Here is a 26658-nt window from a genome sequence, read left to right as displayed (position 1 = left end):
CCTTACAAGGAGAGCGAACCGCATGTCCGACCCGATCGAAGCCGGTGCGCGCGCCGCGGCGCAGCGTCTCACCTCCTCGCACGGCCCCGACCTCGCGACCGACGTGGAGGTCGCGCTGCACACCCGCGGGGCGACGGCCCGACCCGGTCAGTACCTGGACCCGATCTCGCTGGGCTCGCTCATCGTGAGCATCGCGAGCCTGGCCTGGACGGTCTACAGCGACCTCAAGAAGGAGACGCCCGCGCCGCAGCGCGAGGTCGTCGCCCGGCACGTACGCGTACGACTCGGTCAAGGGGACTCCGCGCAGCCCGCCCTCTCCCCCGCGGACCAGGACCGGTTCATCGACATCACCGTCGAGGAGACGCTCGGTGCGGCTGGGGGCACCGGGTCCGGAGAGGGCTGAGGCCACGGGCTGATCAGACGTGCGCCGTGCCGCCCTCCGTCGCCAGGGCGTGGGCGATGTGGCGGTTCGTCCGCTGCCACTCGTCCGCCGGGACCTTCGGGAGGACGTCGCCCCACAACGGCAGGCAGGTGCCGCGAAGTTGGAGCATGCCGGCCGGGCGGGCGAAGAACCAGACGTGGAAGTGCGAACCGCCGTCGCCGTAGCGGTTGATGTGGACGCGGGCGATGCCGTCCAGGGTCATGATGGCCCGCTCCACGCGCTGGAGCATCCCGCCGAATTCGGCCAGCCGCTCCGGCGGCAGGTCGGCCAGGTCTCCGTGGGCCTTCGGCAGCAGCATCACCTGGGCCGGTACGCCCTCCGGCTCGGTGAAGCCGCGCAGCTTCCAGTGCTCGTCGCTCCACAGGACCGGGCCCTCCCAGTCCCCGCAGCCGGGGCACTCCTCGCCGTCCTCGCCCTTGCGCGGCGGTTCCGGCAGGACGGGCTCGTCCAGCGGCTTGATCCGGATGTCCCCCTCGTACGGGAAGACCTCCCAGAACGGGATGCCGCCCTCGGGCAGGGGGATCTCCTCGCCGATCGGCAACCGCTTGACGTAATCACTGGGTTCGGCAGATTCGACAGGTTCGACACGTTCGACAGTCATGGCCGCAGCTTCGCACGGCGTGATCATGCTGTGGGTGTGCGGACGAATTTCCTGTCCCGCTCCCGCACCGCCGCCCGCGGGCCCGCCGCACGCAGCGTCACCTCCAGGGCCCTCGCCGGATCCGCCGCGTACACCGTGCTGAACCAGGGCATGTTGGCCTCCACGACCGCCCACGCTCCGTCCACCAGGCCGACGTCCACGACCACCGCGCTCGGCAGCCCGTCCCCGTGCTCGGCCAGGAGGTGCGAGGCGAAGTCCTGGACGGGGTGCGGCAGCGGGCCCACCTCCAGGTGCCCGTACGTCGCGTACTGCGCGCCGGTACGGATCTCCCCGTCCAGCACGAACAGGCGGAACTCCGCCGCCCAGTCCACCACTTCGCTGACCAGGATCGGCAGTTCGTCCGGCCCGTCCGGACCGTCCGGCAGTTCCTCGCCCGACCCGTACACCGCTGCCGGGAACGTCTTGTCCCGCGGGGGTTTGACGAACACCGGCCCCTCCAGGCCGCGGGCCTCGCCGAGCGTCGTCGCGTGGATCGTCCGCCGGGTGAACTCCCGCCCCAGCCCGGGCAGCCAGTCGTCCGTCGGTTCGAGCAGTGCCACGCCCAGGTCGTCCGCCACGGCCGCGCCGAGGCCCGGGCCGCCGTAGAAGTGGCCGCCCGGGCGGTCCCGCAGCGCGACCGCCGTGCCCGGAGCCACCAGTTCCACGATGTCCATGCCGCGTCGCCGCGCCGCCGCCGCGAGGAGGTCCCGCGTCGGGCCGGCATGCGGCGTCACCGCGAGAAAGCCGGGGTCGCTCATCGGCAGGTCAGGCGCATCTGCCCCGCCCCGTGATGCGCGCCCTCCCACTCCGCCGAGCCCCAGTCCCGGCCGCGGTCGACGAGCCGGACCGTGAAGGTGTCGCCCCGCAGCGGGTACGCCGCCGTGGTCAGCAACCGGCCGTGGTGCGCGGTCTGGTCGACGCTGAACGTCGCGTACGGGACGCCGTCCGCGAGCACCTGGTACACCGACGGGTCGCCGGCCGCGTCCTGCGGGCGGGGCGGCGACGGTACGTGGACGGCGAGCGCGCAGCGGGTGGACGGGGCGCCGACGTGCCACGTCCACGTGGCCGCGTTGTCGTGGTCCTCCGTCGCGCTGCCGGACATCGGCAGCGCCGTGAAGCGGCCGTCGCAGCCGCCGCCCCGGTAGCCGCCGCGGGTCACCGTGTACCAGCCGTCCAGGCCGTCCGCGTACCGGCCGTACTCGCGGTACTCGCCGCCACCCGCGCAGCCGGGGCCCGCCCACGACTCGTACGTCGGCGGCCGCGAGGCCGAGGGCCGGGCGGACGGAGTCGGCAGCCGCGTCGGCGTCGGTGTCCGTGAGGTGGACGGGCCGGACGACTCCGGCTCGGTCTCCTCCTCCGTCGGGAACTCCGTGGGCGTGATCCGGGTCGGGATCGCGCGGACCGGCCCGTCCCCCGGCCCGGCCCCGGGCCGGCCCGCCGCGACCGCCGCCGGCTGCGCGCCGTCGCCCCGGCCCAGCACCACGACCGTGACCGCCACCAGGGTCATCGCCACCACGCCCGCGGCCAGGAGCGCGGCTCCCTTCGCGGGCCGCCGCCGGGAGGAGGATCCCGCGGCGGCGCACTCCGGGCACACCATCCCCGGCAGCGGACCACGCCGTCCGCTCCCGCACTGTTCGCACGCCATAGCGGCCCACTATGCAGGACGACACCCGACTCCGGGGAGCCTCAGGACAGTTACCCCAGGTATCAGACGATGGCCGGACGGCCACCCGACCGCCACCCGGCCGCCACCTCAGCTCCTCCGAGGCCGCTCCCCGACCGCTACCTCAGCTCCTCCGGGCACGCCGTCCCGCGCGGGAAGAGCTTGTACGGCGCGGCCAGCCGGTAGACCCCCGGCTTCGGGGCGAGGAGCTCCACCCACTCGTCGCCCTCCGCGTCCGGCTCCGCCTTCAGCAGGCAGCCGTCCGCGTTCACGAACTGCTTCGGCAGCTCCGTCTCGGAGGCCTCCCGCGCCCTCTTCGACGCCTCGGTCTCCTGCGGCGGCTCCAGCTTCCCGCCGTTCTCGTCGAGCAGCGCGAGCCATGGCGAGTACGGCACCCGGATCAGCACCCGGCCCGCCGTCTCCAGGCGGATCGTCACCTCGTTCTCGCCCGCGCGCTCCACCACCGCCGGCGGCTCGGCGAGCGGCGTGGGGTCCTGGACCTCGTACAGCCGCCAGTTGGCGTCCGACCACACCCGCTTCAGGTAGGGCAGGCCCTCCTCGACGAGCTTCGCCTCGCGCTCGCCGCCGGTGTCCGGCGCGCCCGTCGGCAGCACCACGTAGTGGACGGCCCAGCGGTCCAGCCACTCCTGGTAGTTCGCGGCGTCGAGGGTGTCGTCGTAGAAGATCGGGTTGCGCTCGATGTCGGCCTGCCGGTTCCAGCCCCGGGCGAGGTTGATGTACGGGGTGAGCGCGGACGACTCGCGGTGGCTGCTGGCCGGCACCACCTCGACGCGGGCCTTCTCCGCGCCCCGTACCTGGAGTTCGTTGACGAGCGGCGCCAGCTCGCGCGCCCAGGAGGCGTCGGGGGCGGTGCGGATCACGTCGTCGACGCTCTTGAAGCCTATCCACAGGTTCAGGCCGACGATCGCGAGCACCAGCGCGTACCAGCGGCGGGTGCGCGGTGCGGTGTACGGGAGCGCCGCGAGCAGCACGACGCCCGCGAACAGCATCGGCAGCCGCGAGATGTTCGAGCCGATCTGGGAGTCGATCAGGCAGGTGAGCGCGGTCCCGGCCGCGTACACCGCGGCGCCGGTGCGGACCGTCCGCCAGTCCTTCGGTACGAGGACGAGGACGAGGACGCCGAAGAGGAACGGCAGCGACGTCGAGGCGAGCGACATGGGCTGGGTGCCGGAGAACGGGAACAGCCACGCGGACACGGCGACCACCGCGACCGGCGCGAGTCCGAGCGCGTACGCCCCGGGCCGCCGCTTGTTGAGGAACAGCGCGGCCGCCGCGACGCCGAGGAAGAGTCCGGCGACCGGGCTCGCGGCGGTGGCGAGACCGGCGAGCGGGGCGGCGACGGCCGCCTTCGCCCAGCGTTTGCGGCGCCAGCGGTGCGGCCAGCAGAAGACCGCCGCGACGGCGCCCAGCGCGAAGGTCATGCCGAGCCCGAAGGTGACCCGGCCGGACAGCGCGTTGCACAGGAACGCGAACACGCCCGCGAGCGCGCACGCCATCGGGTTCCGCACGGCCCGCAGCCGGACCAGGATCAGGGCCGTCAGACCGGCCGAGACCGTCCCGACGATCATCATCGTGGTCCGCACGCCGAGCACGGACATAACGTACGGCGAGACGACGCTGTACGAGACCGGGTGCATCCCGCCGTACCAGGCGAGGTTGTACGCGGAGTCCGGGTGCCGGCCGACGAACTCGGCCCAGGCGTCCTGCGCGGCGAGGTCGCCGCCACTGTTCGCGAACAGGAAGAACCACAGGATGTGGGAGAGGGCGGCGACGCCGGTCGCGACGAGTACGGGGTAGCGCCGTTTGCGGCGTGGGCCGGTACGAGGGGGCGCGGGGCGCCCGGGGACGGCCGCGGCCCGCTCCCCCGAGGCGGCCGGTGACCCCGAGGCGGACCGCGGAGCCGGGAGATCTATTCGCGGGGGCGCGCCGCCGGTCCGGGGATCCGTACCCAGATCGGCCTCCGGGTCGGCCTCGGTGTCGGCCTGCGCGTCGGCCTCGGTGTCGGCGTCGGCTCGTGTCGGTTCAGCCGTGGTCACTGCGGCCCTCTCCCGTACTCCTGTTGCCCGGAACGCTAACAGTCACGGCCCCGGTGCGTACCGGGGCCGTGAGGGCGGCGCGGCCGTCAGCCGAGCCGGGTGAGCTTCTTGTCGATGCCGGGTTCGGCCAGGTCGGTCTTGAGCGCGACGGGGGCGCTGACCTTGCCGGTGCCGGTGCCGATCGAGATCTGGCCGACGATGTCGCCGGCCTTGCCCGAGTGCGGCACGACCTTCCCGCCGTCGGTCAGCTCCAGGTCCACCTTGAGGCCGGCCCAGCCGATGGCCTTCAGCTCCTTGGTGGCGACGACCGGGGTACGGCCGCCTAGGCCGTCGTCGACGTAGCCGACGACCTGACCCTCGCGGACCACGGAGGCGGAGGTCACGTCCTTCTGCGCCTGCTGGATGAGCTTGAGGCTGTAGTCGATGGAGAGCTGCAGCTTGTCGTCCAGGATCTTGGCGTCCTGCGCGCCCATGACGATGCCGAGGACGCGGCGGAGCTTGCCGTCGACGACGGTGTTCGCCGCCCACAGCAGGTTGCCGCCGGCCGGGGTGGAGGAACCGGTCTTGATGCCGCTGACGCCGGGCTCCAGCAGGATGTTGTTGTTGTTCTCGATCCGGCCGGGGATGCCCTCGACGGTGACGTTCGGCATGTTCACGATCTCGCGGAACACGTCGAACTGCATGACCGCCTTCGCCAGCTTCAGCTGGTCCTTCGGGGTGGAGACGGTGGTCGAGTCCAGGCCGGAGGGGTCGGTGTACGTCGACTCGGTCATGCCGAGGTCCTTGGCGGCGGCGTTCATCTTCTCGACGAAGGCGGCCTCGGAACCGGCGTCCCAGCGGGCGAGCAGCCGGGCCACGTTGTTCGCGGACGGGATCATCAGGAGCTGCAGCAGCTCCTTCTCCGAGTACTCCTGGCCCTTGCGCACCGGGGCCCGCGACTCGTGCGTGTTGCCCGCCTCGGCGGCCGCCTTCTTGTCGATCGTGATCTCGGGACCGTCCTGCTTCCCCTTGAGGGGGTGGTCGCGCAGGATCACGTACGCCGTCATCGTCTTGGCGACGCTGGCGAGCGGGGCGGGCTTCTGGTCGCCGTACGTGCCCATGGAACCGACGCCCTCGACCTCGACGGCGCCCTGGCCCTCACTGGGCCACGGCATGTCGAGCCGGCCGCCCTGGAAGGTGAAGGCGGGGGCGACGGAGAGCGTGAGCACGGGCTGCGGCAGCGGGCGGACGAACTGTACGACCGCAAAGACGATCACCAGGAGCAGGACCAGCGGGGTCCAGATCTTCACCCGGCGGACCGTCGTACGGAGCGGAGTCGGCGGCGGGGGCGGGGTGTTCGTCAGCTCGGCGAGCAGGTCGAGCGGGGGCAGCGGCGGCATGGGCTGCTGCTTGGTCCGCTCGGCCTCGCTGAGCGACGCCGGCGGCGGCACGGCGGACGCCGCCGGGGCGGGCGCGGGCGGCGGCACCGACACGCGGGGCGCGGCGGGCGGGGCGGGCGGGGTCGGCGCGGGGGCCGGTACGTCGTCCTTCCGGAGCGGCACGAAGGTGCTCGGGCGCTCCGGCTCGGCTTTCGGCTCGGGCCGGGGCGCGGCCGGCGGCGTGACGATCTTGAGCGCGGTGGTCGGCTGGTCGACGACCGGCGGCCGGACCGCCTTGAACATGGTGGTCGGCTGGTCCACGCCGTCACCGGCGGGCTTCTCGGCCGGCTCGGCCGCCTCGGGGGCCTTCGGGGCCTCGGAGGCGCCCTGGGCGGGCTCCTCGGCCTCCTCGGCCTTCTCGGGCGCGCCCTGAGGGGCCGCCACGGGCTTCTTGGCGGCGAACCAGGACTCGGCGGCGGACTCCGGGTCGGCGGGAGCCGCCTCGGCCTCCGACGCGGGCGCCTGCTCGGCGTCGGCGTCGGTGGCGGTCTCCGTCTCGGGCTCGGACGCGTCGTCAGCGTCGTCGCCCGCCCCGTCGGCGGCGTTCGCCGTCGCGGAGACGTCGGCCTCGACCTCCGGCGCGTCCTCGGCCGGCTCCTCGGCCGTCTCCGGCTCGTCCGTCGCCGTGGCGGCACGATCCTGCACCTCGGCGTCGGCGGCGGCGCGCGCGTCGACAGCGGCCCCCGGCTCGGCCTCGGGCTCGACGGGCTCCGCCTCCGGTTCCGCCGCCTCCGTCGCCTCGTCCGCGGTCTCCCCGACGGCGGCGGCGTCCGCGTCCGCGGCCACTTCCGCGTCCCCGTCGGACTCCGCGGCCGTCTCCCCGTCCTCGTCCTCGTCCGTGGCGACCCACGCCGCCACCGCGGCCTTCAGGCGGGCGTCGTCGCCCTCGCCGGGTTCGGGCGTCTCGGGCGCAACCGCGTCGGCCGACGGTGCGTCCTCCTCCGGGGTACGCGGGGCGACGGCCTTGAAGACGGCCGTCGGCTGGTCCACCTGAACCGGGGATCCGGACTCGCCGAACATGGCCAGCCGCGGATCCTGTCCGCCCGAAGCCGTCTCCCCCGACGACCTCCGCTGCTCCGACCTGTCGGGGGACTCGCCCGCCACCGTGCCTCCTCCATGCGTCATCTGTTCGTCCGAACCATCTACCAGTGTCCTGTGTGAACCCCTTGGCTCCCGTGCTAGACGAGAACGACATACCTGCCGGTTCCCGCCCGAACCGACCAGGCACTCTCGACAGATGAATGTGAGAGGGGTCACCCTGTCATTCATCCACGCGGGGAGGCATGGATGGGCAGGAGCCGCAGAACACTTCCGGAGGAGCTTCTGCTGCTCGCTCTGGACCCGGCCACGGGTACCACAGCGCAGCCGCAGTCGCTCGACCTCGGCCTCGCCGGAGCACAGCTAGTGGAGCTGGCTCTGGCAGGACGGATAGCCCCTGACGGGGATCGTATCGCCGTGGTGATGCCACGGCCGACCGGAGATCCGACTCTGGACTCCGCACTGGAGCTGCTGCGCAGGCGTGGCAGCCCGGTACGGGCCGTCCACTGGATCGGCGGACCCCGACTGGGGCTTCGCCAGACGTATCTCTCGCATCTGGAGCGGTGCGGCATGGTGCATGCCGTGGCGGGACAGATGTGCGGGGTGCTGCCGACGACTCGCTACCAGGCGACGGACACGGCGATCAGCCGGGAGATCAGGTCCCGGCTGGACAGTGCGATCCGCACCGGTGTACCGCCGGACCCGCGGACCGCGGCGCTCGCCGCACTGGCCCACGCGGTCGGTCTCGGCAAGCACCTGTACCCCGGCAACGAAGGACGGTCGTCGCGGTCCCGACTGCGCGACCTGATCCGGCACGACCCGATGGGCGGTCTCGTCGCGCACGCGGTGATGGACGTCCAGAACGGTGTGGGCGCGCAGCCCCGCCGTGGTTCCGCCGCGCCCGGCGGCCGCCAGGCGGCGGTCCCGGTGCAGCCGAGCCGCGGCAGCATGGCCCGCGCCGTCTGACGCACCGCACGGCACCGCACCACCCGCACGAGCGCACCAACACGGCACGACCGCAGCACACGGCACGACCTCAACACACCGCACCATCACCGCACGACCCGTTCCGGGAGCCGCACGGGTGCGCGGGGCAGCCTCACCGGCCGCCCCGCGCACTCGCGTTGTCGCTGTTTTCCAGCGCGCCCCGCACCTTTGGTGGCAGTCTGCCAAGCAGTAGATACGTACAGCTACGCAGCCGGAGGTGCAGTTTCCGTGGCGTCCAACGTCAACCCCACCGTCAGGCGACGCCGATTGGGCCAGGAGTTGCGCCGGCTTCGCGAGCTCAAGGGCATGACGGCGGAGCAGGTGGCGGAACGCCTGCTGGTCTCCCAGTCGAAGATCAGCCGTCTGGAGAACGGCCGCCGCTCCATCAGCCAGCGTGACGTCCGCGATCTGTGCGGGGTCTACGAGGTGGAGGACGACCGGGTCGTCGAGTCGCTGATGCAGATGGCCAAGGACTCCCGCCAGCAGGGCTGGTGGCACGCCTTCGGCGACATCCCGTACAGCGTCTACATCGGCCTGGAGACCGATGCCGAGAGCCTGCGGGTGTACGAACCCCAGATCATCCCCGGCCTGTTGCAGACACACCGGTACGCCGAGGCGCTGATCACCGGCGCGTTGCCCGAGTCGACGCCCGGCGAGGTCGAGAAGCGGGTCAATGTGCGCACCCGGCGGCAGGACCGGATCCGGACGCAGGAGCATCCGCTGCGGCTGTGGGCAGTCATCGACGAGGGCGCGCTGCGCCGGATCGTCGGCAACAGGCAGTTGATGGTCGAGCAGCTGGAGCATCTCGTCGAGCAGTCGCAACTGCCGCATGTGACCGTTCAGGTCCTTCCCTTCGACATGGGTGCACATCCGGGCATCAGCGGGCATTACGCGATTCTGGAATTCCCGGACGCTTCGGACTCCAGCGTCGTGTACATCGAGGGCGTGACGAGCGATCTGTATCTGGAAAAGGCGAATGATGTCGCCAAGTACAGCGTCATGTACGAGCACCTTCGCGCACAGGCCCTGAATGTCGAACAAACCCGGCAGTTCATCGAGCGGATTGCCAAGGAGTACGCGTCCGGGAACTGACGCCGGCGAAAGGGCGGCACGGTACCGTCCGAGCTCGCCCCAGTGGAAGTCCACCTGGAATATGCCACTCTCACGAGTGAACGCCTGCCCCACGCCCCGAAGGCGACGAGTAGCGTCGATCACGCCAACAAGGACGTCGGCGGAAATGTCGGCGGACCACTCGATCGGCAGAATCGGAGCCAAGAACATGGCGATTATCCAGGGCGGTACGGACACCTGGACGAAGTCCTCCTATTCCGGCGGAAACGGCGCCTGCGTGGAGGTCAAGTCCCCGGTCCTGGCCTCCATCGCGGTGCGTGACTCGAAGGCGCCCGAGGGCCCTTCGATCACTTTCGCCCCGCACACGTGGAACGCCTTCGTCGGAGAAGTGAGCACGGGAACCCTCTGAGTGCTCCGTACTCCCCGAGCCGCACCAGCAACCCGCACCAGCACAGAGCCCTCTCGACCGGCTTCGCCGTCCTGGCCGAGAGGGCTCGGCCTTTTTCACCTCAGCTCGTCGACGTACCGGTCCGTCCCCGGCACGGTCGGGACGAACGGCGCCACCAGCTCGACCCTGCCGAGCCCGCCCGCGTCGAGGCCGGTGAAGTGCTCCTCCCAGCACTCCCGCGGGTCCGCCTCCAGGAACCAGAGCAGGGTCAGCCGGGTGTCGACGCCCTCCACCTGCTTCACGTAGGTCATCCGGTCGCCGGGCAGCGGGGTCGGCCGGAAGACGGTCACCATCGCCGCCGGGGAGCCGGCCAGCCGGCGCGGGAGTTCCCGGGACCGCAGCCACTCCAGGAGTTCGGCCCGCTGCTCCGCGCTCTCGGCGTCGATCACCTGGACGACGAGCCCCTGGTACGGGTGGTCCAGGGCGTGGAAGTCCCGGGGGCCGGCGGCGCCGTCGCGGTAGACGGTGGCCTCGTGGTCCTGGAACGACGTGAAGACGTGGGTACGGGCCTGATGGACCCGAGCGTCGCGGTTGAGCCGCTTGTTGATCCCGACGGTCCACTTCATGTGGTCGGCGTAGCGGCCGTCGGTGATCCAGTACGTGGAGATGTAGCAGCCGGCCGTCACCGGCTGGGCGACCGCGGACTTCTCCGGGTAGCGCAGCTCCTGGAGTGCGCGGGTGGCGACCCAGCGGCGGCCTGCGTACATCCAGGGCATGGCCATCGCGCCGGCGTAGTAGTGGTCGTCCTCGTACCAGCGGTTGTAGGCGTACTCGTGGCCCGGGTGCGGTTCCACCATGGTGATCAGGGCGTGGCCCGGGCGCACGCCGTACGGGCCGACGGCGGCCAGCTCCGCGTACACCTCGCTGCGGGTGTCGTCCTCGCCGTGGGTGCCGTCCTGCTCCTCGCTCATTCGCTGCCCCTTCCCAAGTCGATGCGGGAGACCTACTCTGACGGGCCGTCAGATATATGGCCAGAGCCGGGAGGTCGCGGATGCTGCTGCAGGGAAAGACCGTCGTCGTGTCCGGGGTCGGCGCGGGGCTCGGACACCAGGTCGCCGCGACCGTCGTGCGCGACGGGGGCAACGCGGTCCTCGGTGCCCGCACCGAGGCCAACCTCGCCGCCTGCGCCGCCGAGATCGACCCGAAGGGCGAGCGGACCGCGTACCTGTCCACGGACATCACCGACGAGACGCAGTGCGAGGCCCTGGCGGCGCTCGCCGAGGAGCGGTTCGGCGCAGTCGACGCGGTGGTCCATGTCGCTGCCTGGGACAGCTACTTCGGCGGTCTGGAGGACGCCGACTTCGACACCTGGCGGGGCGTCATCGACGTCAATCTGCTCGGCACGCTGCGGATGACCCGGGCCTGCCTGCCGGCGCTGAAGCGGCGCGGCGGCTCGGTCGTCGTCATCGGCACGCAGTCGTCGGTGGCCGCGCCCTCGCAGGTCCAGCAGGCCGCGTACGCGGCGCCGAAAGGGGCGCTGACCTCGGCGATGTACTCGATGGCGCGCGAACTCGGACCGCACAGGATCCGGGTCAACACCGTCCTGCCCGGCTGGATGTGGGGTCCGCCGGTGCAGGCGTTCGTGACGTTCACCGCGCACACCGAGGGTGTGCCGGAGGACGAGGTGTTGGGGCGGCTCGCCGAGCGGATGGCGCTGCCGGAGCTGGCGACGGACGGGGACGTGGCGGACGCCGCCGCGTTCCTCGCCTCGGACCGCGCCCGCTCCATCACCGGCCAGTCGCTCCTGGTCAACGCGGGCGAACTGATGCGGTAGCGCTCCGCTCGTGTCAGTCCCTCGGGTAGCGGGCCAGCCAGCCCGGGGAGGAGTCGGTGGGGCCGTGCAGGGCGGCGCCCTGGGTCATCTCCATCGCGAAGTCGTCCGCCAGTTCCAGGACCGTCGAACGGCCCTCCAGCTCGGCCAGCCAGGCCGGCGGGAGGGCCGTCTCGCCGTGCAGGGCGCCGAGCAGCGCGCCGGTCAGGGCGCCGGTCGCGGCCGACGGGCCGTCGTGGTTGACGGACAGGCGCAGGCCGTGGCGCAGGTCCTCGCCGACGAGGGTGCAGTACACGGCGACCGCGAGGGCGTTCTCGGCGCGGTCCTCGGCCGCGCCGAGCGCGTCGACCCTGCCCGGGCCGGGTATCCCCTGGCGCACGGCCCCGAGGGCCTGCTGGAGCGCGTCGGTGACCGGCTGGTGGCCGGGGCGCCGGGCCAGCTGGGCCAGCGCCCGCTGGACCGCGCCGTCCACGGTCTCGCCGCGCGCCAGGCCGTGCACGATCAGCGCGAACGCCCCGGCGGACAGGTACGCGGCGGGGTGGCCGTGGGTCTGGGTGGCGCACTCGACGGCGAGCTGGCAGACCAGGTCGGGCTCCCAGCCGACGAGCAGCCCGAAGGGCGCCGAGCGGACCGCCGCGCCGGCGTCCCGGGCCTCGGGGTTCTTGGGCTTGTCGAGGGTGCCGACGTGTTCGTCGCCGAGGCCGGTCAGGCAGGCGCGGGCGGGGTCGCGGCGGGCGTAGAGCCACTCCTGCCGGGCCAGCCAGCCGTTGTCCTTGCGGCGCTCGTCGGGGCCCCAGTCGCGCTGGGTGGCGGCCCAGCGCAGGTGGGCGCGGTGCACGTCGGTCGGCGGGTGCCAGGCGCCGATGTCCCGGCGGACCTGCGCGCGGACCAGGCCGTCGACGGTGAACAGGGTCATCTGCGTGGCGGCGGTGACCGCGCCGCGCCTGCCGTGCGCGGGGGCGGGCTCGGTCAGGCCCTGCGGCCCGTGGGCCTCGCGTATCTCCTCGAGCGTGAGCCCGGCGACACCCGCCCCGAACGCGTCCCCGACCGCGCCGCCGAGCAGGCAGCCTCTCACCCGCGAACGGAAGTCCTGCTGTTCGGCCCGGCCCCAGACGGCGGCGGCTGCTGCTGTGGTCACACGTCCCCCCGTGGTTCCCGTGGCGACTCGGCGGCGGTCTGGCGCAGCACTGTAACCGATCAGGAACGGTCGGTTCAGGGCCCCTTCCGGTCAGCCTGGCCAGGAAGCGCCTCCGCCACGCGGCGGACCGGGTCCGGACCCGAGGCGGACGTGCGGACCCCTGCGGGTCGGCGACGCTCGGGGAGCAGCCCCGCCCTCTCCCCGTCAGGAGCCCACCGTGCTGAAGAACACCCTGCGCGCCGCCGCCGTGCTCGCCCTGGTCGCCGCCGTCGCCGCCCCCGTCGCCGTCGCGGCGCCCGCCCCCGCCGACCCGCCGCCGGCGCCCCGGACGACCCACTCGTCCCTGAAGGGCGACGCGCGCATGGGCTACGCGGTGGCCGACGAGGAAGTGCGGGTCAGCGTGAACGCGCACGCCGAGTTCGGGCCCGCGAGCCTTCCCACCCGTTCCTGGGGCACCTTCCGGATCTCGCACGAGATCGACGGGACCGTCCACTGGGGCGAGTTCGCGGTCGACTGCCTCACCACCGGCGGCCCCACCGCCACCGTGACAGGCCGCCTGATCCGCACCAGCCCCGGCCACATCTGGCGCACGACGCTGGAGCCGCACACCCGCATGGGGGTGAGCTTCTACGTCCCGGCGGACGCGAAGCAGGGCGGCGAGGCCCGCATCGGGCTCTCCGGAGCCACCGAGAAGGGCGAGCCGCTGCTCACGAAGTGCATGGCGCCGGCCGCCGACGCCCCTGTGGGCGACGGCGGCTACTCCCTGCGCGACAGGTTCTAGCCTCCTAGTCGCCCAGGACCGGCAGCAGCTCCGGCAGATGGCCGTCGGATGCCTCCGCGGCCCGTACCCGCTCCTCCGGCACCTCCCCGTACAGCGTCGTACGCGGCTTCGCCGGCCGCCCCGCCGCCTCCGCGATCGCGACGAGGTCCTTGACCGAGCGGTACGAGCCGTAGCTGGAGCCCGCCATGCGGGAGATGGTCTCCTCCATCAGCGTGCCGCCGAGGTCGTTCGCGCCCGAGCGGAGCATCTCGGCGGCGCCCTCCGTGCCCAGCTTCACCCAGCTGGTCTGGATGTTCGGGATGTGCGGGTGCAGCAGCAGCCGGGCCATCGCGATGACCGCGCGGTTGTCGCGGACCGTCGGGCCGGGGCGGGCGATGCCCGCGAGGTAGACCGGCGCGTTGGTGTGGATGAACGGCAGCGTCACGAACTCGGTGAAACCTTGCCGCCCTGAATCCAACGCAGCCTGCTGGATGCGGGACAGGGTGCGGAAGTGGCCGAGCCAGTGCCGGGGCTGGTCGACGTGCCCGTACATCATCGTGGACGAGGAGCGGATACCCAGCTCGTGCGCTGTGGTGATCACCTCGATCCAGGTCGCCGTCGGCAGCTTGCCCTTCGTCAGCACCCAGCGCACCTCGTCGTCGAGGATCTCCGCGGCCGTGCCCGGGATCGAGTCGAGCCCGGCCTCCTTGGCGGCGGTCAGCCACTCGCGGATCGACAGGCCGGTGCGCGAGGCCCCGTTGACGACCTCCATCGGCGAGAAGGCGTGCACGTGCATGCCGGGGACGCGCTGCTTCACGGCCCGTGCGATGTCGAAGTAGGCGGTGCCGGGCAGGTCCGGGTGGATGCCGCCCTGCATGCAGACCTCGACCGCGCCGACGTCCCACGCCTGCTGGGCCCGGTCGGCGACCTGGTCCAGGGACAGGGTGTACGCGTCGGCGTCGGTGCGGCGCTGCGCGAAGGCGCAGAAACGGCAGCCGGTGTAGCAGACGTTGGTGAAGTTGATGTTCCGCGTCACGATGTACGTGACGTCGTCGCCGACCGCCGCGCGGCGCACGTCGTCGGCTGTCCGGGTCAGCGCGTCGAGGGCCGGGCCGTCGGCGTGCAGCAGGGCGAGGGCCTGGTCGTCGGTGAGCCGGGTGGGGTCGTCGGCGGCGACCGCGAGGGCCTCGCGCACGTCGGTGTCGATGCGCTGCGGGATCATGCCGGGTGCGGCGGCCTCGCGCAGCGCGTCCCAGTCGCCGTACACCTCGTCGAAGTCGTCACGCCGGTCGTGCGTGCGGCCCTCGGTGTCGATGGTGCGGTGCAGGTCGGTGCGTCCGGCGGCGCTGAACGCCTCGTCGGGCTCCTGCCAGGGCAGGCCGCGGACCTCCGCGTCCGGGTTCGCGAGGCCCGTCTCGGGGTCGGCGAGGGCGCGCACGTGCGGCAGCAGCCGCGGGTCGAGCCAGGGCTCGCCGCGGGTGACGAACTCCGGGTACACGCAGAGCCGTTCGCGCAGCTCGAAGCCGGCCGCGGCGGACTTCTCGGCCAGTTCCTCGATCCGCGGCCAGGGCCGCTCCGGGTTCACGTGGTCGATGGTGAGCGGGGAGACCCCACCCCAGTCGTCGATACCGGCCCGGATCAGCCGCTCGTACTCGGCGTCGACGAGGTTCGGCGGGGCCTGGAGGCAGGCGGACGGGCCGAGGATGTGCCGGGCGACGGCGACGGTGGCGACCAGGTCGTCCAGCTCCGCGTCCGGCATGCCGCGCATGGCCGTGTCCGGCTTGGCGCGGAAGTTCTGGATGATCAGCTCCTGGATGCCGTGGTACGCGCGGGAGACGCGGCGCAGCGCGAACAACGACTCGGCGCGCTCCTCGTACGTCTCGCCGATGCCGAGCAGCAGCCCGGAGGTGAACGGAACGGAGGAGCGCCCGGCGTCCTCCAGGACCCGCAGCCGCACGGCGGGTTCCTTGTCGGGGGACCCGTGGTGCGGCCCGCCGGGCTCGGACCACAGCCGGGTCGCGGTCGTCTCCAGCATCATCCCCATGGACGGGGCGACGGGCTTGAGTCGCTGGAAGTCGGTCCAGGACATCACGCCGGGGTTGAGGTGCGGCAGGAGTCCGGTCTCCTCCAGGATCCGGATCGCCATGGCCCGCACGTACGCGAGGGTGTCGTCGTAGCCGTGCGCGTCGAGCCACTCGCGGGCCTCGGGCCAGCGGTCCTCGGGCTTGTCGCCGAGGGTGATCAGGGCTTCCTTGCAGCCGAGTTCGGCACCGCGGCGGGCGATGTCGAGCACCTCGTCCGGCGACATGTACATCCCGTGCCCGGCGCGCCGCAGCTTGCCGGGGACGGTGACGAAGGTGCAGTAGTGGCACTTGTCCCGGCAGAGCCGGGTCAGCGGGATGAACACGCTCTTCGAGTACGTGATGACGCCCGGCCGCCCGGCGGCCGCGAGCCCCGCGTCCCGCACCCGGCCGGCCGACTCGGTCAGGTCCTCGAGGTCGCCGCCGCGCGCCTGCAGCAGCACGGCCGCCTCCGCGACGTCGAGCGCGACGCCGTCCCTGGCCCGCTTGAGCGCACGCCGCATCGCGTTCTCGGTGGGCCGTCCTGCCTGCTGATCCGTCATGAACCGAGCATACGAGCGACCACCGGCGGCCGGGGTGGGACCGAGAGCACGGTCACTGGACATACCGGGCGAACTCGTCCAGCACCCCCAGCACCTCCGCCTCACCCCCCGGCGGCAGCTGAAGGACCACCTCGGGGCAGCCCAGTTCCTCGTAGTGCTCGAGTTTGCCGGGGTTGGGGAGGACCGCGTACGGGACGACCTGGAGGGCCTCCGGGTCGCGGCCGGCCTTCTCCCAGGTCTCCCTGAGGACCGGCATCGTGGCCGTCAGGCCGCGGCCGCCGATCGGCATCCAGCCGTCCGCGTACTCGGCGATCTGCGCGAACAGCTTGGGGCCCGCGGCGCCGCCGAGGAGGGTGCGCGGGGCGCCACCGACCGGTTTGGGGTACGCGAACGAGGCCCCGACGGAGGCGAACTCGCCCTCGTACGCGGTCGGTTCGGCGGCCCACAGGGCGCGCATCAGGTGCATCCGGTCGCGGCCGAGTTCGCGCCGGGTCGCCCACCGGACGCCGTGGTCGGCGGCCTCCTCCTTGTTCCAGCCGAAGCCGACGCCGAGGGTGAAGCGCCCGCCGGAGAGGTGGTCGAGGGTGGCGATCTGCTTGGCGAGGACGATCGGATCGTGCTCGGCGATCAGCGTCACGCCGGTGCCGAGGCCGAGGCGCTCGGTGACCGCCGCGGCCTGGCCGAGGGCGACGAACGGGTCGAGGATGCGGCCGTACTCCGGGGGCAGCTCGTCGCCCGCCGCCGGGTAGGGCGTGGTCCGCTCGATGGGGATGTGGGTGTGCTCGGGCAGGTAGAGCCCTGCGAAGCCGCGCTGCTCCAGCTCGCGGGCGAGCCGCACCGGGCCGATGGTCTCGTCGGTCAGGAAGATCGTGGTCGAGATCCGCATAGGCGCAACGTAGGGGCTGGCGCGTGGATTTCCGAGAGGTGCGACACGAGGGCGTCTTGCGTTGTCCGGGAGTTCATGGCCTTCTACCAGGGTGCCGGACATGAGCGAACCGAGCAGACGAGCGCTCCTGGCGACGGGCGTCGCCTCCGCCCTTACCTTGGGGACCGTGAGCTTCGCGCACGCGGACACCCCCGACGGCGACCGGACGGAGACCGTCCGGGGCACGCTGCCGCCCGGCTCCCCCGACTTCGTGTACCTGCCCTTCGAGGTGCCGGAGGGGGTGCGGGAGATCCACGTCTCGTACACGTACGAGCGGCCCGCCGTGCCCGCCGGCACGCAGGGCAACGCCCTCGACATCGGCCTCTTCGACGAACGCGGCACCGAGCTCGGCGGGAAGGGTTTCCGGGGCTGGTCCGGAGGCGCGCGCAAGGAGTTCTTCGTGCGCGCTGACGACGCCACTCCGGGGTACGTCGCCGGGCCGGTGCGCGCCGGGACCTGGTACGTCGCGCTCGGCCCGTACACGGTCGCGCCGCAGGGGCTCGCGTACACCGTGACGATCACGCTCCGGTTCGGCGCGGCCGCGCCCGCGCCGAGGCCCGCGTACCCGCCGGAGCGGGCGAAGGGGCGGGGCCGGGCCTGGTACCGGGGCGACTGCCATCTGCACACCGTGTACTCCGACGGTCGCCGCACGCCCGCCGAGGTCGCCGCCCTCGCGCGCGCCGCGGGCCTCGACTTCGTCACCACCACCGAGCACAACACGCACGCCGGGCACGGCGCGTGGGCCGACCTCGCCGGGGAGGACCTGCTGATCCTGCTGGGCGAGGAGGTGACGACCCGCAACGGCCACGTCCTGGCGCTCGGCACCGACCCGGGGACCTTCGTCGACTGGCGCTACCGGGCCCGCGAGAACCGCTTCGGCCGCTTCGCCCGGGAGATCCGCCGGGCCGGCGGGCTGGTCGTCCCGGCCCATCCGCACGCCACCTGCATCGGCTGCAACTGGAAGTTCGGCCTCGGCGACGCGGACGCGGTCGAGGTGTGGAACGGCCCCTGGACCCCGGACGACGAGGTGTCGCTCCAGGCCTGGGACGCGGCCCTCGCGCAGGGCCGCTGGACCCCGGCGACGGGCAACAGCGACGCGCACCGGGACCCGGACGCGGTGGGCACGCCGCAGACCGTGGTCCTCGCCGACGACCTGACCCGCGAGGCGATCCTGGCGGGCCTGCGCGCGGGCCGCTCGTACGTCGCCGAGTCCTCGGCGGTCTCCCTGGAGCTCACGGTCACGGACGCCCGGGGCCGCACGGCGGGCCTCGGCGAGCGCCTGCGCACCGCCCCCGACACCCCGGTGACGGTCCGCCTCGCGGTCACCGGCGCCCCGGGCCGCACCGCCCGCCTCGTCACCGACCAGGGCGTCCTGCACACGGCGACGCTGCCGGCGGAGGGCCCCGGCACGGTGGAGTGGGTGACGACGAGCGCCTACGCGACCTACGTCCGCGCGGAGGTCCGCCACCCGGCGACCTGGCCGCCGCTGCCGGGGGCGATGGCGGCTTTCACCAATCCGTTGTTCCTGGAACGGGATTGAGCAGGCATCCCGGCAATTCGCATGTGCGGTCGAGGCGCCCTTGTTAGGCTCGGTGATCATTCGCCGGGGCGGGGGGAACGCCGGAGCGGGGAACCGGTTGCGGATGTCACCGGCGGGTGCGCGGCGTAGGCGCGCCCGCCTCCCGGCCCTGCCCGCATGCCTTCAGCAGGGGGATCTCTCAATGCGCAGGACCAAGAAGACGATCGTCGGCGCGGCACTGCTGCCCACGCTCACGCTGACCCTGGGGGTCGTCGGCGCGGGCCTGGCGACGACCCTCGTGACAGCGGCCCCGGCCGCGGCGACCGACCGGACGTGGGGCGCGCCGGCGGCCCTGACCGGGGAGCGGAACACGAGCGCCGGCGTGGTGGTCACCACGGACGGCACGGCCGTCACCGTGTGGACCAGCGGCACGTACGGCGACGGGCAGGAGCTCTGGGGCGCCACCCGCGCGGCGGGCGCCACGGCATGGAGCGCGCCGGTTCGCATCGCCGCCGGCCAGAGCAGGGTGCAGGGCGTGCACCTGGTCTCCGGTGACGACGGTTCCGCCACACTCGCCTGGGACCGCTACGACACCGAGAACCTCGCCGCGCACCAGACCTCGACGCTCCGCCCGGGGGCCACTGCGTGGACGGCGCCGGCACGGATCACGTCGGCACCGTCCGCCTACGAGCTCACGCTGGTGAGCGGCCCCGGTGGCCGCCTCACCGCCGTATGGCTGGGCGACCCGACCCCGGGAGAGAACGACGCGGACCAGGGGCTGTACGCCGCCGACCTGGCGTCGCCCGACGGCACGTGGTCCGAGGCAGTCATGATCGGCGCCGGTTACGCCTACGCGTTCAAGGCGACGGCCGACGCCGACGGCATGGTGACGGTCGCCTGGCAGCCAGGCGTCGTGGGCACGGACTCGCTGAACGTCTCGACCCGCGCGGCGGGTTCGGACCAGTGGAGCGCCCCCAAGGTCGGCGCCGTCGGAACCGGATACGTGGGCGAACTCGACCTCCGGACGGCCGCGAACGGCGCCACGCTGCTCAGCTGGACCCAGGACGGAGACCGTGCCTTCCTCCTCCGCCCGGCCGGCAGCACGACGTGGGGCCCGAGGGAGTACCTCCCGGCCGACCAGGACCGCACGGGCACCGCAGTGCCCCAGCTGGAGGCCGACGGCCGGGTGACGGCCGTATGGTCCGGCTACCGGAAGCTGCGGACGGCCACCCGTGCCGTGGACGGCACGTGGTCGCAGCCCCGGTCGCTGACCGAGAGCACCTCCGTGTCCAGGATCTGGGCCCCGGCCGCCGGCCGTGACGGCTCGCTCGCGGTGCTGTGGACGACGCTCGAGGACGAGCTCTGGGCCGTCACGCGCTCGGACGGCGCCTGGGGACGGCCCACGCCGCTGGGCCAGGTCGCCCCCTACACACGGCCGGGTTCCGTCGCCGCCGGCGCGGACGGCCGGGCCGTCGCCGCGTGGGACAAGCGGCTCGGGACGACCAGCGACCACCACGAGATCAACCAGGTGTGGTCGGCGGCCACCGGCGCCGCGAAGCAGCCGGCGAAGCGCCGGGACCACGTCGGCAACGACGGCTTCCCGGATCTGTACGCGCGCCGCACCGACGGCACGCTCGCGGTGTACCGGGGCAACGCGGTCGGGACGGTCTCGGCGAAGGTGGAGGCGGGCTTCTGGGGCACGACCTCCACGCTGGTCCCGTTCGGCGACCTGAACGGCGACGGGGTGAACGACACGATCGTCACCGACTACGGCGGCGCGATGTACCGCTACACGCCCGACCGCGGTCAGCCGGTCACCTCCCAGACCCCGTCCACGAAGATCGGCACCGGCTGGAGCGCCTTCGACGGACTCACCTACTCCGGCGACTTCACCGCCGACGGCCTGCCGGACCTGGTGGCCCGCCAGATCTCCACCGGCGACCTGTACCTGTACGCGGGAACGAAGTCCGGCGGCTTCCTGCGCACCGGCAAGATCGGCACCAGCTGGAAGTCCCTGACCATCGTCGGCGCCGGCGACCTCAACGGCGACAAGCACGCCGACCTGGTGGCCCGCACGGCGACCGGCGACCTGTACCGCTACTACGGCACCGGAAGGTCCACGATCGGCTCGGGCACGAAGATCGGTTCGGGCTGGGGCGGGATGGTCGACTTCGTCGGCATCGGCGACCTCACCGGCGACGGCAAGGACGACATCCTCGGTCGCACCACCGCCGGCGACCTTTACCGCTACGCGGGCAACGGTACGGGCGGCATCGGCTCCGGGGTGAAGATCGGCAGCGGCTGGAAGTCCTTCACGAGCATCCGCTGACGCGCCGGAGCGCGTGAGAAGACGCGCGCGAGACGCTGAAGAAGTTTCCCCGGGGCTGTCACATCCGTGTCGCGCGTTCCGTCAATTGCAGTGAGGCCGCCACCGGGGCGGCCGTACGGACCGCTGAGGAGCGATTCCATGCTGCACGAGCCGAAGGCCCGGATGACGAACCCCGCCTATGTCCTGCCCGGCGTCGGGCAGGCCGTCCAGGGCCTGATCGAGGCCGCCCGGCAGGGTGGTGTCCCGCAGGAGACGCTGGAGCTGGTGCATCTGCGGGCCAGCCAGATCAACGGCTGCGGGTTCTGCGTCGACTACGGGGTCAAGAGCGCGCGGAAGGCCGAGGTGTCGGACGAGAAGCTGTTCGCCGTCGCCGCCTGGCGCGAGGCGCCGTACTTCACCGAGGAGGAGCGGGCCGCTCTCGCGCTGGCCGAGTACGCGACCCGGCTGGCCGACACCCCGGACGCCGTGCCGGACGCGGTCTGGGACGCGGCCGCCGACCACTACGACGAGAAGCAGCTCGCGTCGATCGTCCTGATGATCGCCGTCACGAACTTCTTCAACCGGCTCAACGTCACCATCCGCCAGCCCGCCGGTGTCGGCCTGTCGTAGCCGGCCCGGCCGGACACGTGAAGAGACCCGCGCCGGGCGGGCGCGGGTCTCTCGTACGACTCAGGGGGCGGGAGTGGCGGCGGTCAGTCCTCGACCACCAGGGACGGGGTGTCCTTGGTGAGGACCTCGCCGCGGAAGAAGGCGGGGCTCTTGCGCTGCATGATCAGCATGAGCACCACGCCGAGCAGCAGCAGACCCACGCCGATGACGAAGACCGAGCCGACGCCGAAGACGGCGGAGCCGGAGCCGTAGGCCGGGTCCCACATGTCGTACAGCGTCTTGCCGAAGACGCCGGTCAGCATGAGGCCGCCGAGGGCCGGCAGGACGCCCTTGTAGATCGCGTCGCGGGCGGAGTTCGTCAGCTCGCGGCGGAAGTACCAGACGCAGGCGAACGCGGTCAGCGCGTAGTAGAAGCAGATCATCAGGCCGAGCGCGTAGATCGTGTCGACCAGGACGTTCTCGCTGAGCAGCGTCATGGTGGTGTAGAAGACGCCGGTGCCGACGCCCGCGACGATCGTGGCCTTGCCGGGGACCTTGTGCTTCGGGTGCACCTTGGCGTACGAGGCCGGCATGGCCTCGTAGGTGGCCATCGACAGGACCGTGCGGGCCACCGGGATGAACGTGGTCTGCAGGCTGGCCGCGGCGGAGGCGAGCACGGCGACGAAGAGCAGGATGCCGAGGGCCGGTCCCATGACCGGGCCGGCGAGGGCGGCGAAGACGTTGTCGGAGGTCTCCGGGTTGGCGAGGCCGAGGCCCTTGTCACCGGAGCCGACGAGCATCTGCGAGGCGATGGCGGTGGCCAGGTAGGAGCCGACCAGGACGATCATCGAGATCATCGCGGCGCGGCCGGGGGTCTTGGCGCTGCCGACGGTCTCCTCGTTCGCGGTGAGGCAGGTGTCCCAGCCCCAGTACATGAAGATCGACAGCGAGAGGCCGGCGGTGAAGGCGGCGAACGATCCGACGGCGAACGGGTTCAGCCAGGACCACGAGAAGTCGACGCCGGTGGTGAACTCGGCGCTGCCCGCCTTCTGGAAGGCCATGACCGTGAAGACGGCCAGGACCACGAGCTGCAGGCCGACCAGGGCGTACTGGATGCCCTTCGTCGCGGTCATGCCTCGGTAACTGATGGCCGTGGCGACGGCGACCAGGACGAGGACGGTCGCGATGTGCGCGAACTTGTTGCCGTCGAGGGCGGCGATCTGCTCACTGCCGGTGATCTCACCGGCGAGCAGCCAGAAGTAGGTGGTCGCGACGCCGGCGAGGTTCGAGAGCACGATGATCGTCGCGATCAGCAGGCCCCAGCCGCACATCCAGCCGACCTTGGGGCCGAAGGCCTTCACGGTCCACGTGAAGGAGGTGCCGCAGTCCGGCATGACCTTGTTGAGTTCCCGGTACGCGAATGCGACGAGGAGCATCGGCAGGAAGCCGGCGAGGAACACGGCGGGCATCTGGAGTCCGACCTCGCCCGCGGTGGAGCCGAGCGTGGAGGTCAGGCAGTAGACCGGGGCGACGGTGGAGATGCCGATGACGGCACTGCCCATGAGGCCGACGGAGTTCCCGCCGAGGCCCTTGCCGCGCACACCGTTGTCGTCACCCTGGGCGGCGACGCCCCTTACCGTGTCTCCGGCCTGGGGCCGTACATCCACCTGAGTCATGAACGGAACGTTAAGTGCTGCGGTTTCCACATCCGGAAGATCGCAATCCGCTCGGCCGGCCGATCTTCACCTTGCATTGCGAGGCGAAAGCGGACCGCTGCCCGATGATTGAAAGATCGACGATCCAACACGCCGGCCGATTGACCGGCATTCTCGATCACGTCCGATATACGGGAACCGCAGCACTGCCCTGAATGTCCGGTTTCAAATTTTCCCGAACTGGTTTTCCGCCGGCCGTCAGCCCGGCCAGACCACCGCCTGCGTCTCGCTGTACGCGTGCAGCGCGTACGAGCCCACGTCCCGCCCCACACCGCTCTTCTTGAAGCCGCCGAACGGCGCCTCCATGTTCCGGCCGACGGTGTTGATCCCCACCCCGCCGGCCCGCAGCCGGGCCGCGATGCGGAATGCGCGGGCGACGTCCCCGGACCACACGTAGTCGAGCAGTCCGTAGTCGCTGTCGTTCGCGAGCGCGACGCCCTCCTCCTCGTCGTCGAAGGGCACGACCACCACCACCGGGCCGAAGATCTCCTCCCGGACCACCCGCATGTCGTTGGTGCAGTCCGCGAGCAGCGTGGGCGCCACGTAGAAGCCGCGCTCGAGGCCGGGGCCGGACGGCCGCTCGCCGCCCGCGACGACCCGCGCGCCCTCCTTGCGGCCCAGCTCGATGTACGACTCCACCCGGTCGCGGTGCGCGGCCGAGATCACCGGGCCGACCACCGTGCCCTTCGCCCGCGGGTCGCCCACCTTCATGAAGGCCAGATAGCCGGTGAGCTTCTCGATCAGCTGCTCGTAGATCCCGCGCTGGGCCAGCACCCGGGTCGGGGCGGTGCAGATCTGGCCGCTGTAGAAGGCGAAGGTCGTCCCGATGCCCATCACCGCCGAGTCCAGGTCGGCGTCGTCCAGGACCAGCGCCGCGCCCTTGCCGCCCAGCTCCATCAGCTGCCGCTTCAGGGACTTCCCGCACACCTCGCCGATCGCCTGCCCGACGGCCGTCGATCCGGTGAAGGAGACCATGTCCACGTCCGGGGAGTCCACGGCCGCAGCCCCGACCGCCGGGGCGGAGCCGGTGACCACGTTGACCACGCCGGGCGGGACACCCGCCTCCTCCAGGGCCCGGGCCATCGCGTACACCGACAGCGGGTCCTGCGGGGCCGGCTTCACCAGCACCGTGTTGCCCATGGCCAGCGCCGGGGCGACCTTGCCCGCCGGGTTGGCCCAGGGGTTGTTGTACGAGGTGATGCAGGTGACCACGCCCACCGGGCGGCGCACCGCGACCGCGCCGAAGACCCCGGCCCTGCCCATCGGGCCGGCCTCGTTGATCTGCGGCGGCAGCGCCTGCTCGACCGGTTCCATGGCGCCGCGCGCGTAGCGCTTGAAGCGGGAGACGCCGACGGCGACCTGCATGCCGCGTGCGGTGCCGGTCGTCGCGCCGGTCTCCGCCTGGGCGAGGACCGTGTTCGCGTCGGCGTCCCGGGCCATGATGTCGGCGGCCCGGTCCAGGATCGCGGCCCGCTCCTCCGGCTTCGTACGGGACCAGGCGTCGAAGGCGTCCCGGGCCGCCGCGGCGGCCTCGTGCACCTGGACCCGGGAGGCCTCCGGCGCGAGGCCGACGATCTCCTCACTGGCCGGGTCGACCACCTCGTAGTGCCCGCCGTGCGGCTCGACCCACTCGCCGCCGATGAACAGCTTCTCGGTCCTCATCGCGTGGCCACCGTCCTCGTGTCACGGCCGGAGCGGAGCACCATCCCCGGCACCTCCCCCGTCACCTCGTCGTCCCGGATCGTCTCGACGCCGTTGACCCGTACCGACACCACGCCGATCGCCCTCGAGTCCAGCCGCGGGCTGTCGCCGGGCAGGTCGTGGACGAGGGTCGCCGGGCCGGCGTCGATCCGCTCGGGGTCGAACAGGACCAGGTCGGCGTGGTAGCCCTCGGCGATCCGGCCGCGCTCGCGCAGCCCGAACAGCCTGGCCGGGTCGTCGGTCAGCATCTTCACCGCCTGCTCCAGGCCGAGCAGCTTCCGGCCGCGCAGGCAGTCGCCGAGGAAGCGGGTGGTGTACGGCGCTCCGCACATCCGGTCCAGGTGCGCGCCGGCGTCCGAGCCGCCGAGCATCACGTCCTCGTGCTCCCAGGTCTCGCGGCGCAGGGCCCAGGAGTCCGGGTCGTTGTCGGTCGGCATCGGCCACAGGACGGTGCGCAGCTCGTCGTTGGCGCAGATCTCGACGAGGCACTGGAAGGCGTCCTGGCCGCGCTCGGCGGCGATGTCGCGGACGACGCGGCCGGTGAGGCCCTCGTTCTCGGGGCTGTACGTGTCGCCGATGACGTACCGGTCGAACTTGGCGAGCCTGCGGAAGACGCCGGCCTCCTTGGAGTCGGCGCGGCGCAGCATCTCGGCGCGGACGTCCGGGTCGCGGAGCTTCACGATCCGCTCGGGGACGGGAAGGCCCAGGATCTCGCCCCACCCCGGGATGAGGTTGAGCGCGCAGAACGTGCCCAGGGACATGTTCATGGGGGTGAGGATCGGCATGGTGAGGGCGACGATCCGGCCGCCGGCCTTGCGGGCCCGCTCGGAGGCGGTGAGCTGGCGCGGGACGCGTTCGGGGACGGCGGCGTCGATGGTGAGGACGTTCCAGTTGAGGGGCCGCCCGGCGGCGGCGGTCATCTCGACGAACAGCTCGATCTCGTCGTCGGAGAACTGGTCGAGGCAGCCGGCGAGGATGGCTTCGAGCTGGGTGCCCTCGTGCTCGCCGACGGCCTTCGACAGGGCGATCAGTTCTGCGGGGGCGGCGTGCCGGGAGGCGACGGGGGCGCCGTCGCCGTCGGAGTGGGTGGCGGACTGGGTGGTGGACAGCCCCCAGGCCCCGGCGCGCATCGCCTCGCGCAGCAGCTCGACCATCTGCTCCAGCTGCTCGGCGGTGGGCTCCCCGCCGACGGCGTCCGCCCCCATCACGTACCGGCGCAGCGCGCAGTGCCCCACCATGAACCCCGCGTTGACGGCGATCCGCCCGTCGAGCGCGTCGAGGTACTCGGCGAACGACGACCACGACCAGTCGACGCCCTCCTCCAGGGCCTTGAGGGCCATGCCCTCGACCTTGGACATCATGCGGCGGGTGTAGTCGGCGTCCTCGGGCCGGTCCGGGTGGAGCGGGGCGAGGGTGAAGCCGCAGTTGCCGCCGGCGACGGTGGTGACGCCGTGGTTCATGGACGGGGTGGCGTAGGGGTCCCAGAAGAGCTGGGCGTCGTAGTGCGTGTGCGGGTCGACGAACCCGGGCGCGAGTACGAGCCCGGTCGCGTCCTCGCTGGTACGGGCGGCGGCGCCGGGCTCGGGGAGGACGATCCGTCCGTCGCGGATCCCCACGTCGGCGGTGAAGGCGGGGGCGCCGGTGCCGTCCACGACGGTGGCGCCCTTGATCAGGTGATCGAGCATGACGGTCCTTTCTGCGCGTGGACACGGGCGTGCCCCGGCCGGCGCCGCCGCGGAACGGCCGCCGGCCGGGGCCGGTACGAGGCGGCGGTCCGGGAAGACACCACCCCGCGCTCGTGGGGGCGGGGAGATTCCCCCGGCGG

At 72.5% G+C, this 26658-nt stretch carries 21 protein-coding genes; 9 read left to right on the top strand and 12 right to left on the bottom strand.

The genetic code is table 11. The features are described from left to right. The first annotated feature begins 22 nt into the window (after window positions 1-22). A complete protein-coding gene (locus R2D22_RS21565) occupies window positions 23-403 on the top strand; it encodes a hypothetical protein (RefSeq protein ID WP_318106128.1) in 381 nt (126 codons plus the stop codon). A gap of 13 nt (window positions 404-416) precedes the next feature. Here R2D22_RS21565 and R2D22_RS21560 read toward each other — a convergent pair whose 3' ends face one another. The 5 genes from R2D22_RS21560 to R2D22_RS21540 form a co-directional block, all read right to left on the bottom strand. Further along, on the bottom strand, window positions 417-1043 hold the full coding sequence (locus R2D22_RS21560) for an HIT family protein (protein ID WP_318106126.1): 627 nt from the start codon (window positions 1041-1043) through the stop codon (window positions 417-419). A 23-nt stretch (window positions 1044-1066) separates the two neighbouring features. Continuing rightward, on the bottom strand, window positions 1067-1840 hold the full coding sequence (locus tag R2D22_RS21555) for an ATP-grasp domain-containing protein (protein ID WP_318106124.1): 774 nt from the start codon (window positions 1838-1840) through the stop codon (window positions 1067-1069). After that, the gene (locus R2D22_RS21550) at window positions 1837-2679 is read right to left on the bottom strand and encodes an adhesin (protein ID WP_318106123.1); all 843 of its coding nucleotides are present in this window, start codon (window positions 2677-2679) and stop codon (window positions 1837-1839) included. The genes R2D22_RS21555 and R2D22_RS21550 overlap by 4 nt, the downstream gene beginning before the upstream one ends. Window positions 2680-2864: 185 nt before the next feature. Continuing rightward, window positions 2865-4802 (bottom strand): MFS transporter, encoded by a 1938-nt coding sequence (locus R2D22_RS21545; protein ID WP_318106121.1) that lies wholly within the window; start codon window positions 4800-4802, stop codon window positions 2865-2867. A gap of 86 nt (window positions 4803-4888) precedes the next feature. Further along, window positions 4889-7345, bottom strand: a complete 2457-nt coding sequence (locus R2D22_RS21540; protein WP_318106119.1) for a D-alanyl-D-alanine carboxypeptidase family protein — start codon at window positions 7343-7345, stop codon at window positions 4889-4891. A 162-nt stretch (window positions 7346-7507) separates the two neighbouring features. Between R2D22_RS21540 and R2D22_RS21535 the strand changes: the two genes are divergently transcribed. The 3 genes from R2D22_RS21535 (at window position 7508) to R2D22_RS21525 (ending at window position 9725) form a co-directional block, all read left to right on the top strand. After that, window positions 7508-8224 carry a GOLPH3/VPS74 family protein gene (locus tag R2D22_RS21535; RefSeq protein WP_318106117.1) on the top strand — a complete coding sequence of 239 codons (717 nt, stop codon included), beginning with the start codon at window positions 7508-7510 and terminating at the stop codon, window positions 8222-8224. Window positions 8225-8473: 249 nt separating this feature from the next. Next, window positions 8474-9337, top strand: a complete 864-nt coding sequence (locus R2D22_RS21530) for a helix-turn-helix domain-containing protein (protein ID WP_318106115.1) — start codon at window positions 8474-8476, stop codon at window positions 9335-9337. Window positions 9338-9524: 187 nt separating this feature from the next. After that, on the top strand, window positions 9525-9725 hold the full coding sequence (locus R2D22_RS21525; RefSeq protein WP_318106113.1) for a DUF397 domain-containing protein: 201 nt from the start codon (window positions 9525-9527) through the stop codon (window positions 9723-9725). A gap of 95 nt (window positions 9726-9820) precedes the next feature. On the opposite strand, the gene R2D22_RS21520 is transcribed toward R2D22_RS21525, so the two are convergent. Further along, complete coding sequence (locus R2D22_RS21520) at window positions 9821-10675, bottom strand: hypothetical protein (protein WP_318106111.1); 855 nt, start codon at window positions 10673-10675, stop codon at window positions 9821-9823. 80 nt (window positions 10676-10755) lie between these two features. On the opposite strand from R2D22_RS21520, the gene R2D22_RS21515 reads away from it, so the two are divergent. After that, on the top strand, window positions 10756-11538 hold the full coding sequence (locus R2D22_RS21515) for an SDR family oxidoreductase (protein ID WP_318106109.1): 783 nt from the start codon (window positions 10756-10758) through the stop codon (window positions 11536-11538). Between the two features lie 13 nt (window positions 11539-11551). On the opposite strand, the gene R2D22_RS21510 is transcribed toward R2D22_RS21515, so the two are convergent. Next, window positions 11552-12673, bottom strand: coding sequence for an ADP-ribosylglycohydrolase family protein (locus R2D22_RS21510; protein ID WP_318106106.1), 1122 nt, complete (start codon window positions 12671-12673; stop codon window positions 11552-11554). A 217-nt stretch (window positions 12674-12890) separates the two neighbouring features. Here R2D22_RS21510 and R2D22_RS21505 point away from each other — a divergent pair, with 217 nt between their 5' ends. Continuing rightward, complete coding sequence (locus tag R2D22_RS21505; protein ID WP_318106103.1) at window positions 12891-13454, top strand: hypothetical protein; 564 nt, start codon at window positions 12891-12893, stop codon at window positions 13452-13454. Window positions 13455-13458: 4 nt separating this feature from the next. On the opposite strand, the gene R2D22_RS21500 is transcribed toward R2D22_RS21505, so the two are convergent. Both R2D22_RS21500 and R2D22_RS21495 read right to left on the bottom strand, forming a co-directional pair. Then, on the bottom strand, window positions 13459-16056 hold the full coding sequence (locus R2D22_RS21500; RefSeq protein WP_318106101.1) for a bifunctional FO biosynthesis protein CofGH: 2598 nt from the start codon (window positions 16054-16056) through the stop codon (window positions 13459-13461). Between the two features lie 52 nt (window positions 16057-16108). Further along, window positions 16109-16942: an LLM class F420-dependent oxidoreductase gene (locus R2D22_RS21495; protein ID WP_318106099.1), complete on the bottom strand. Its 834-nt coding sequence runs from the start codon at window positions 16940-16942 to the stop codon at window positions 16109-16111. A 100-nt stretch (window positions 16943-17042) separates the two neighbouring features. Between R2D22_RS21495 and R2D22_RS21490 the strand changes: the two genes are divergently transcribed. The 3 genes from R2D22_RS21490 to R2D22_RS21480 all read left to right on the top strand — a co-directional run bounded on the left by R2D22_RS21490 (window position 17043) and on the right by R2D22_RS21480 (window position 21438). After that, window positions 17043-18521 carry a CehA/McbA family metallohydrolase gene (locus tag R2D22_RS21490; RefSeq protein WP_318106097.1) on the top strand — a complete coding sequence of 493 codons (1479 nt, stop codon included), beginning with the start codon at window positions 17043-17045 and terminating at the stop codon, window positions 18519-18521. A gap of 181 nt (window positions 18522-18702) precedes the next feature. After that, the gene (locus R2D22_RS21485) at window positions 18703-20829 is read left to right on the top strand and encodes an FG-GAP repeat domain-containing protein (protein ID WP_318106094.1); all 2127 of its coding nucleotides are present in this window, start codon (window positions 18703-18705) and stop codon (window positions 20827-20829) included. A gap of 138 nt (window positions 20830-20967) precedes the next feature. Further along, window positions 20968-21438 carry a carboxymuconolactone decarboxylase family protein gene (locus tag R2D22_RS21480; RefSeq protein ID WP_318106091.1) on the top strand — a complete coding sequence of 157 codons (471 nt, stop codon included), beginning with the start codon at window positions 20968-20970 and terminating at the stop codon, window positions 21436-21438. 83 nt (window positions 21439-21521) lie between these two features. Here the strand turns inward: R2D22_RS21480 and R2D22_RS21475 are convergent, their stop codons facing one another. The 3 genes from R2D22_RS21475 to R2D22_RS21465 all read right to left on the bottom strand — a co-directional run bounded on the left by R2D22_RS21475 (window position 21522) and on the right by R2D22_RS21465 (window position 26518). After that, window positions 21522-23093 carry an APC family permease gene (locus R2D22_RS21475; RefSeq protein WP_318106088.1) on the bottom strand — a complete coding sequence of 524 codons (1572 nt, stop codon included), beginning with the start codon at window positions 23091-23093 and terminating at the stop codon, window positions 21522-21524. A gap of 237 nt (window positions 23094-23330) precedes the next feature. Beyond that, window positions 23331-24794, bottom strand: coding sequence for an aldehyde dehydrogenase family protein (locus tag R2D22_RS21470; protein WP_318106085.1), 1464 nt, complete (start codon window positions 24792-24794; stop codon window positions 23331-23333). After that, entirely contained in the window at window positions 24791-26518 is a 1728-nt protein-coding gene (locus R2D22_RS21465; protein ID WP_318106081.1) for an N-acyl-D-amino-acid deacylase family protein, read from the bottom strand. Before R2D22_RS21465 ends, R2D22_RS21470 begins: the two co-directional genes overlap by 4 nt. Window positions 26519-26658: the final 140 nt, after the last annotated feature.

The organism is Streptomyces sp. HUAS YS2 (assembly GCF_033343995.1).
In the GTDB taxonomy this organism is placed as follows: Bacteria; Actinomycetota; Actinomycetes; order Streptomycetales; family Streptomycetaceae; genus Streptomyces; species Streptomyces solicathayae.
Note: the sequence above shows the minus strand (reverse complement) of the source record. Positions and strands in the feature narration are given on the sequence as shown.

Bases quoted from the DNA above. Each gene is read 5' to 3' on its own strand.
- R2D22_RS21495 (WP_318106099.1), bottom strand. From the start codon at position 16,942: ATGCGGATCTCGACCACGATCTTCCTGACCGACGAGACCATCGGCCCG.
- R2D22_RS21465 (WP_318106081.1), bottom strand. From the start codon at position 26,518: ATGCTCGATCACCTGATCAAGGGCGCCACCGTCGTGGACGGCACCGGC.
- R2D22_RS21485 (WP_318106094.1), top strand. From the start codon at position 18,703: ATGCGCAGGACCAAGAAGACGATCGTCGGCGCGGCACTGCTGCCCACG.
- R2D22_RS21550 (WP_318106123.1), bottom strand. From the start codon at position 2,679: ATGGTGTGCCCGGAGTGCGCCGCCGCGGGATCCTCCTCCCGGCGGCGG.
- R2D22_RS21515 (WP_318106109.1), top strand. From the start codon at position 10,756: ATGCTGCTGCAGGGAAAGACCGTCGTCGTGTCCGGGGTCGGCGCGGGG.
- R2D22_RS21480 (WP_318106091.1), top strand. From the start codon at position 20,968: ATGCTGCACGAGCCGAAGGCCCGGATGACGAACCCCGCCTATGTCCTG.
- R2D22_RS21565 (WP_318106128.1), top strand. From the start codon at position 23: ATGTCCGACCCGATCGAAGCCGGTGCGCGCGCCGCGGCGCAGCGTCTC.
- R2D22_RS21525 (WP_318106113.1), top strand. From the start codon at position 9,525: ATGGCGATTATCCAGGGCGGTACGGACACCTGGACGAAGTCCTCCTAT.
- R2D22_RS21560 (WP_318106126.1), bottom strand. From the start codon at position 1,043: ATGACTGTCGAACGTGTCGAACCTGTCGAATCTGCCGAACCCAGTGAT.
- R2D22_RS21555 (WP_318106124.1), bottom strand. From the start codon at position 1,840: ATGAGCGACCCCGGCTTTCTCGCGGTGACGCCGCATGCCGGCCCGACG.
- R2D22_RS21470 (WP_318106085.1), bottom strand. From the start codon at position 24,794: ATGAGGACCGAGAAGCTGTTCATCGGCGGCGAGTGGGTCGAGCCGCAC.
- R2D22_RS21500 (WP_318106101.1), bottom strand. From the start codon at position 16,056: ATGACGGATCAGCAGGCAGGACGGCCCACCGAGAACGCGATGCGGCGT.
- R2D22_RS21540 (WP_318106119.1), bottom strand. From the start codon at position 7,345: ATGACGCATGGAGGAGGCACGGTGGCGGGCGAGTCCCCCGACAGGTCG.
- R2D22_RS21520 (WP_318106111.1), bottom strand. From the start codon at position 10,675: ATGAGCGAGGAGCAGGACGGCACCCACGGCGAGGACGACACCCGCAGC.
- R2D22_RS21475 (WP_318106088.1), bottom strand. From the start codon at position 23,093: ATGACTCAGGTGGATGTACGGCCCCAGGCCGGAGACACGGTAAGGGGC.
- R2D22_RS21490 (WP_318106097.1), top strand. From the start codon at position 17,043: ATGAGCGAACCGAGCAGACGAGCGCTCCTGGCGACGGGCGTCGCCTCC.
- R2D22_RS21535 (WP_318106117.1), top strand. From the start codon at position 7,508: ATGGGCAGGAGCCGCAGAACACTTCCGGAGGAGCTTCTGCTGCTCGCT.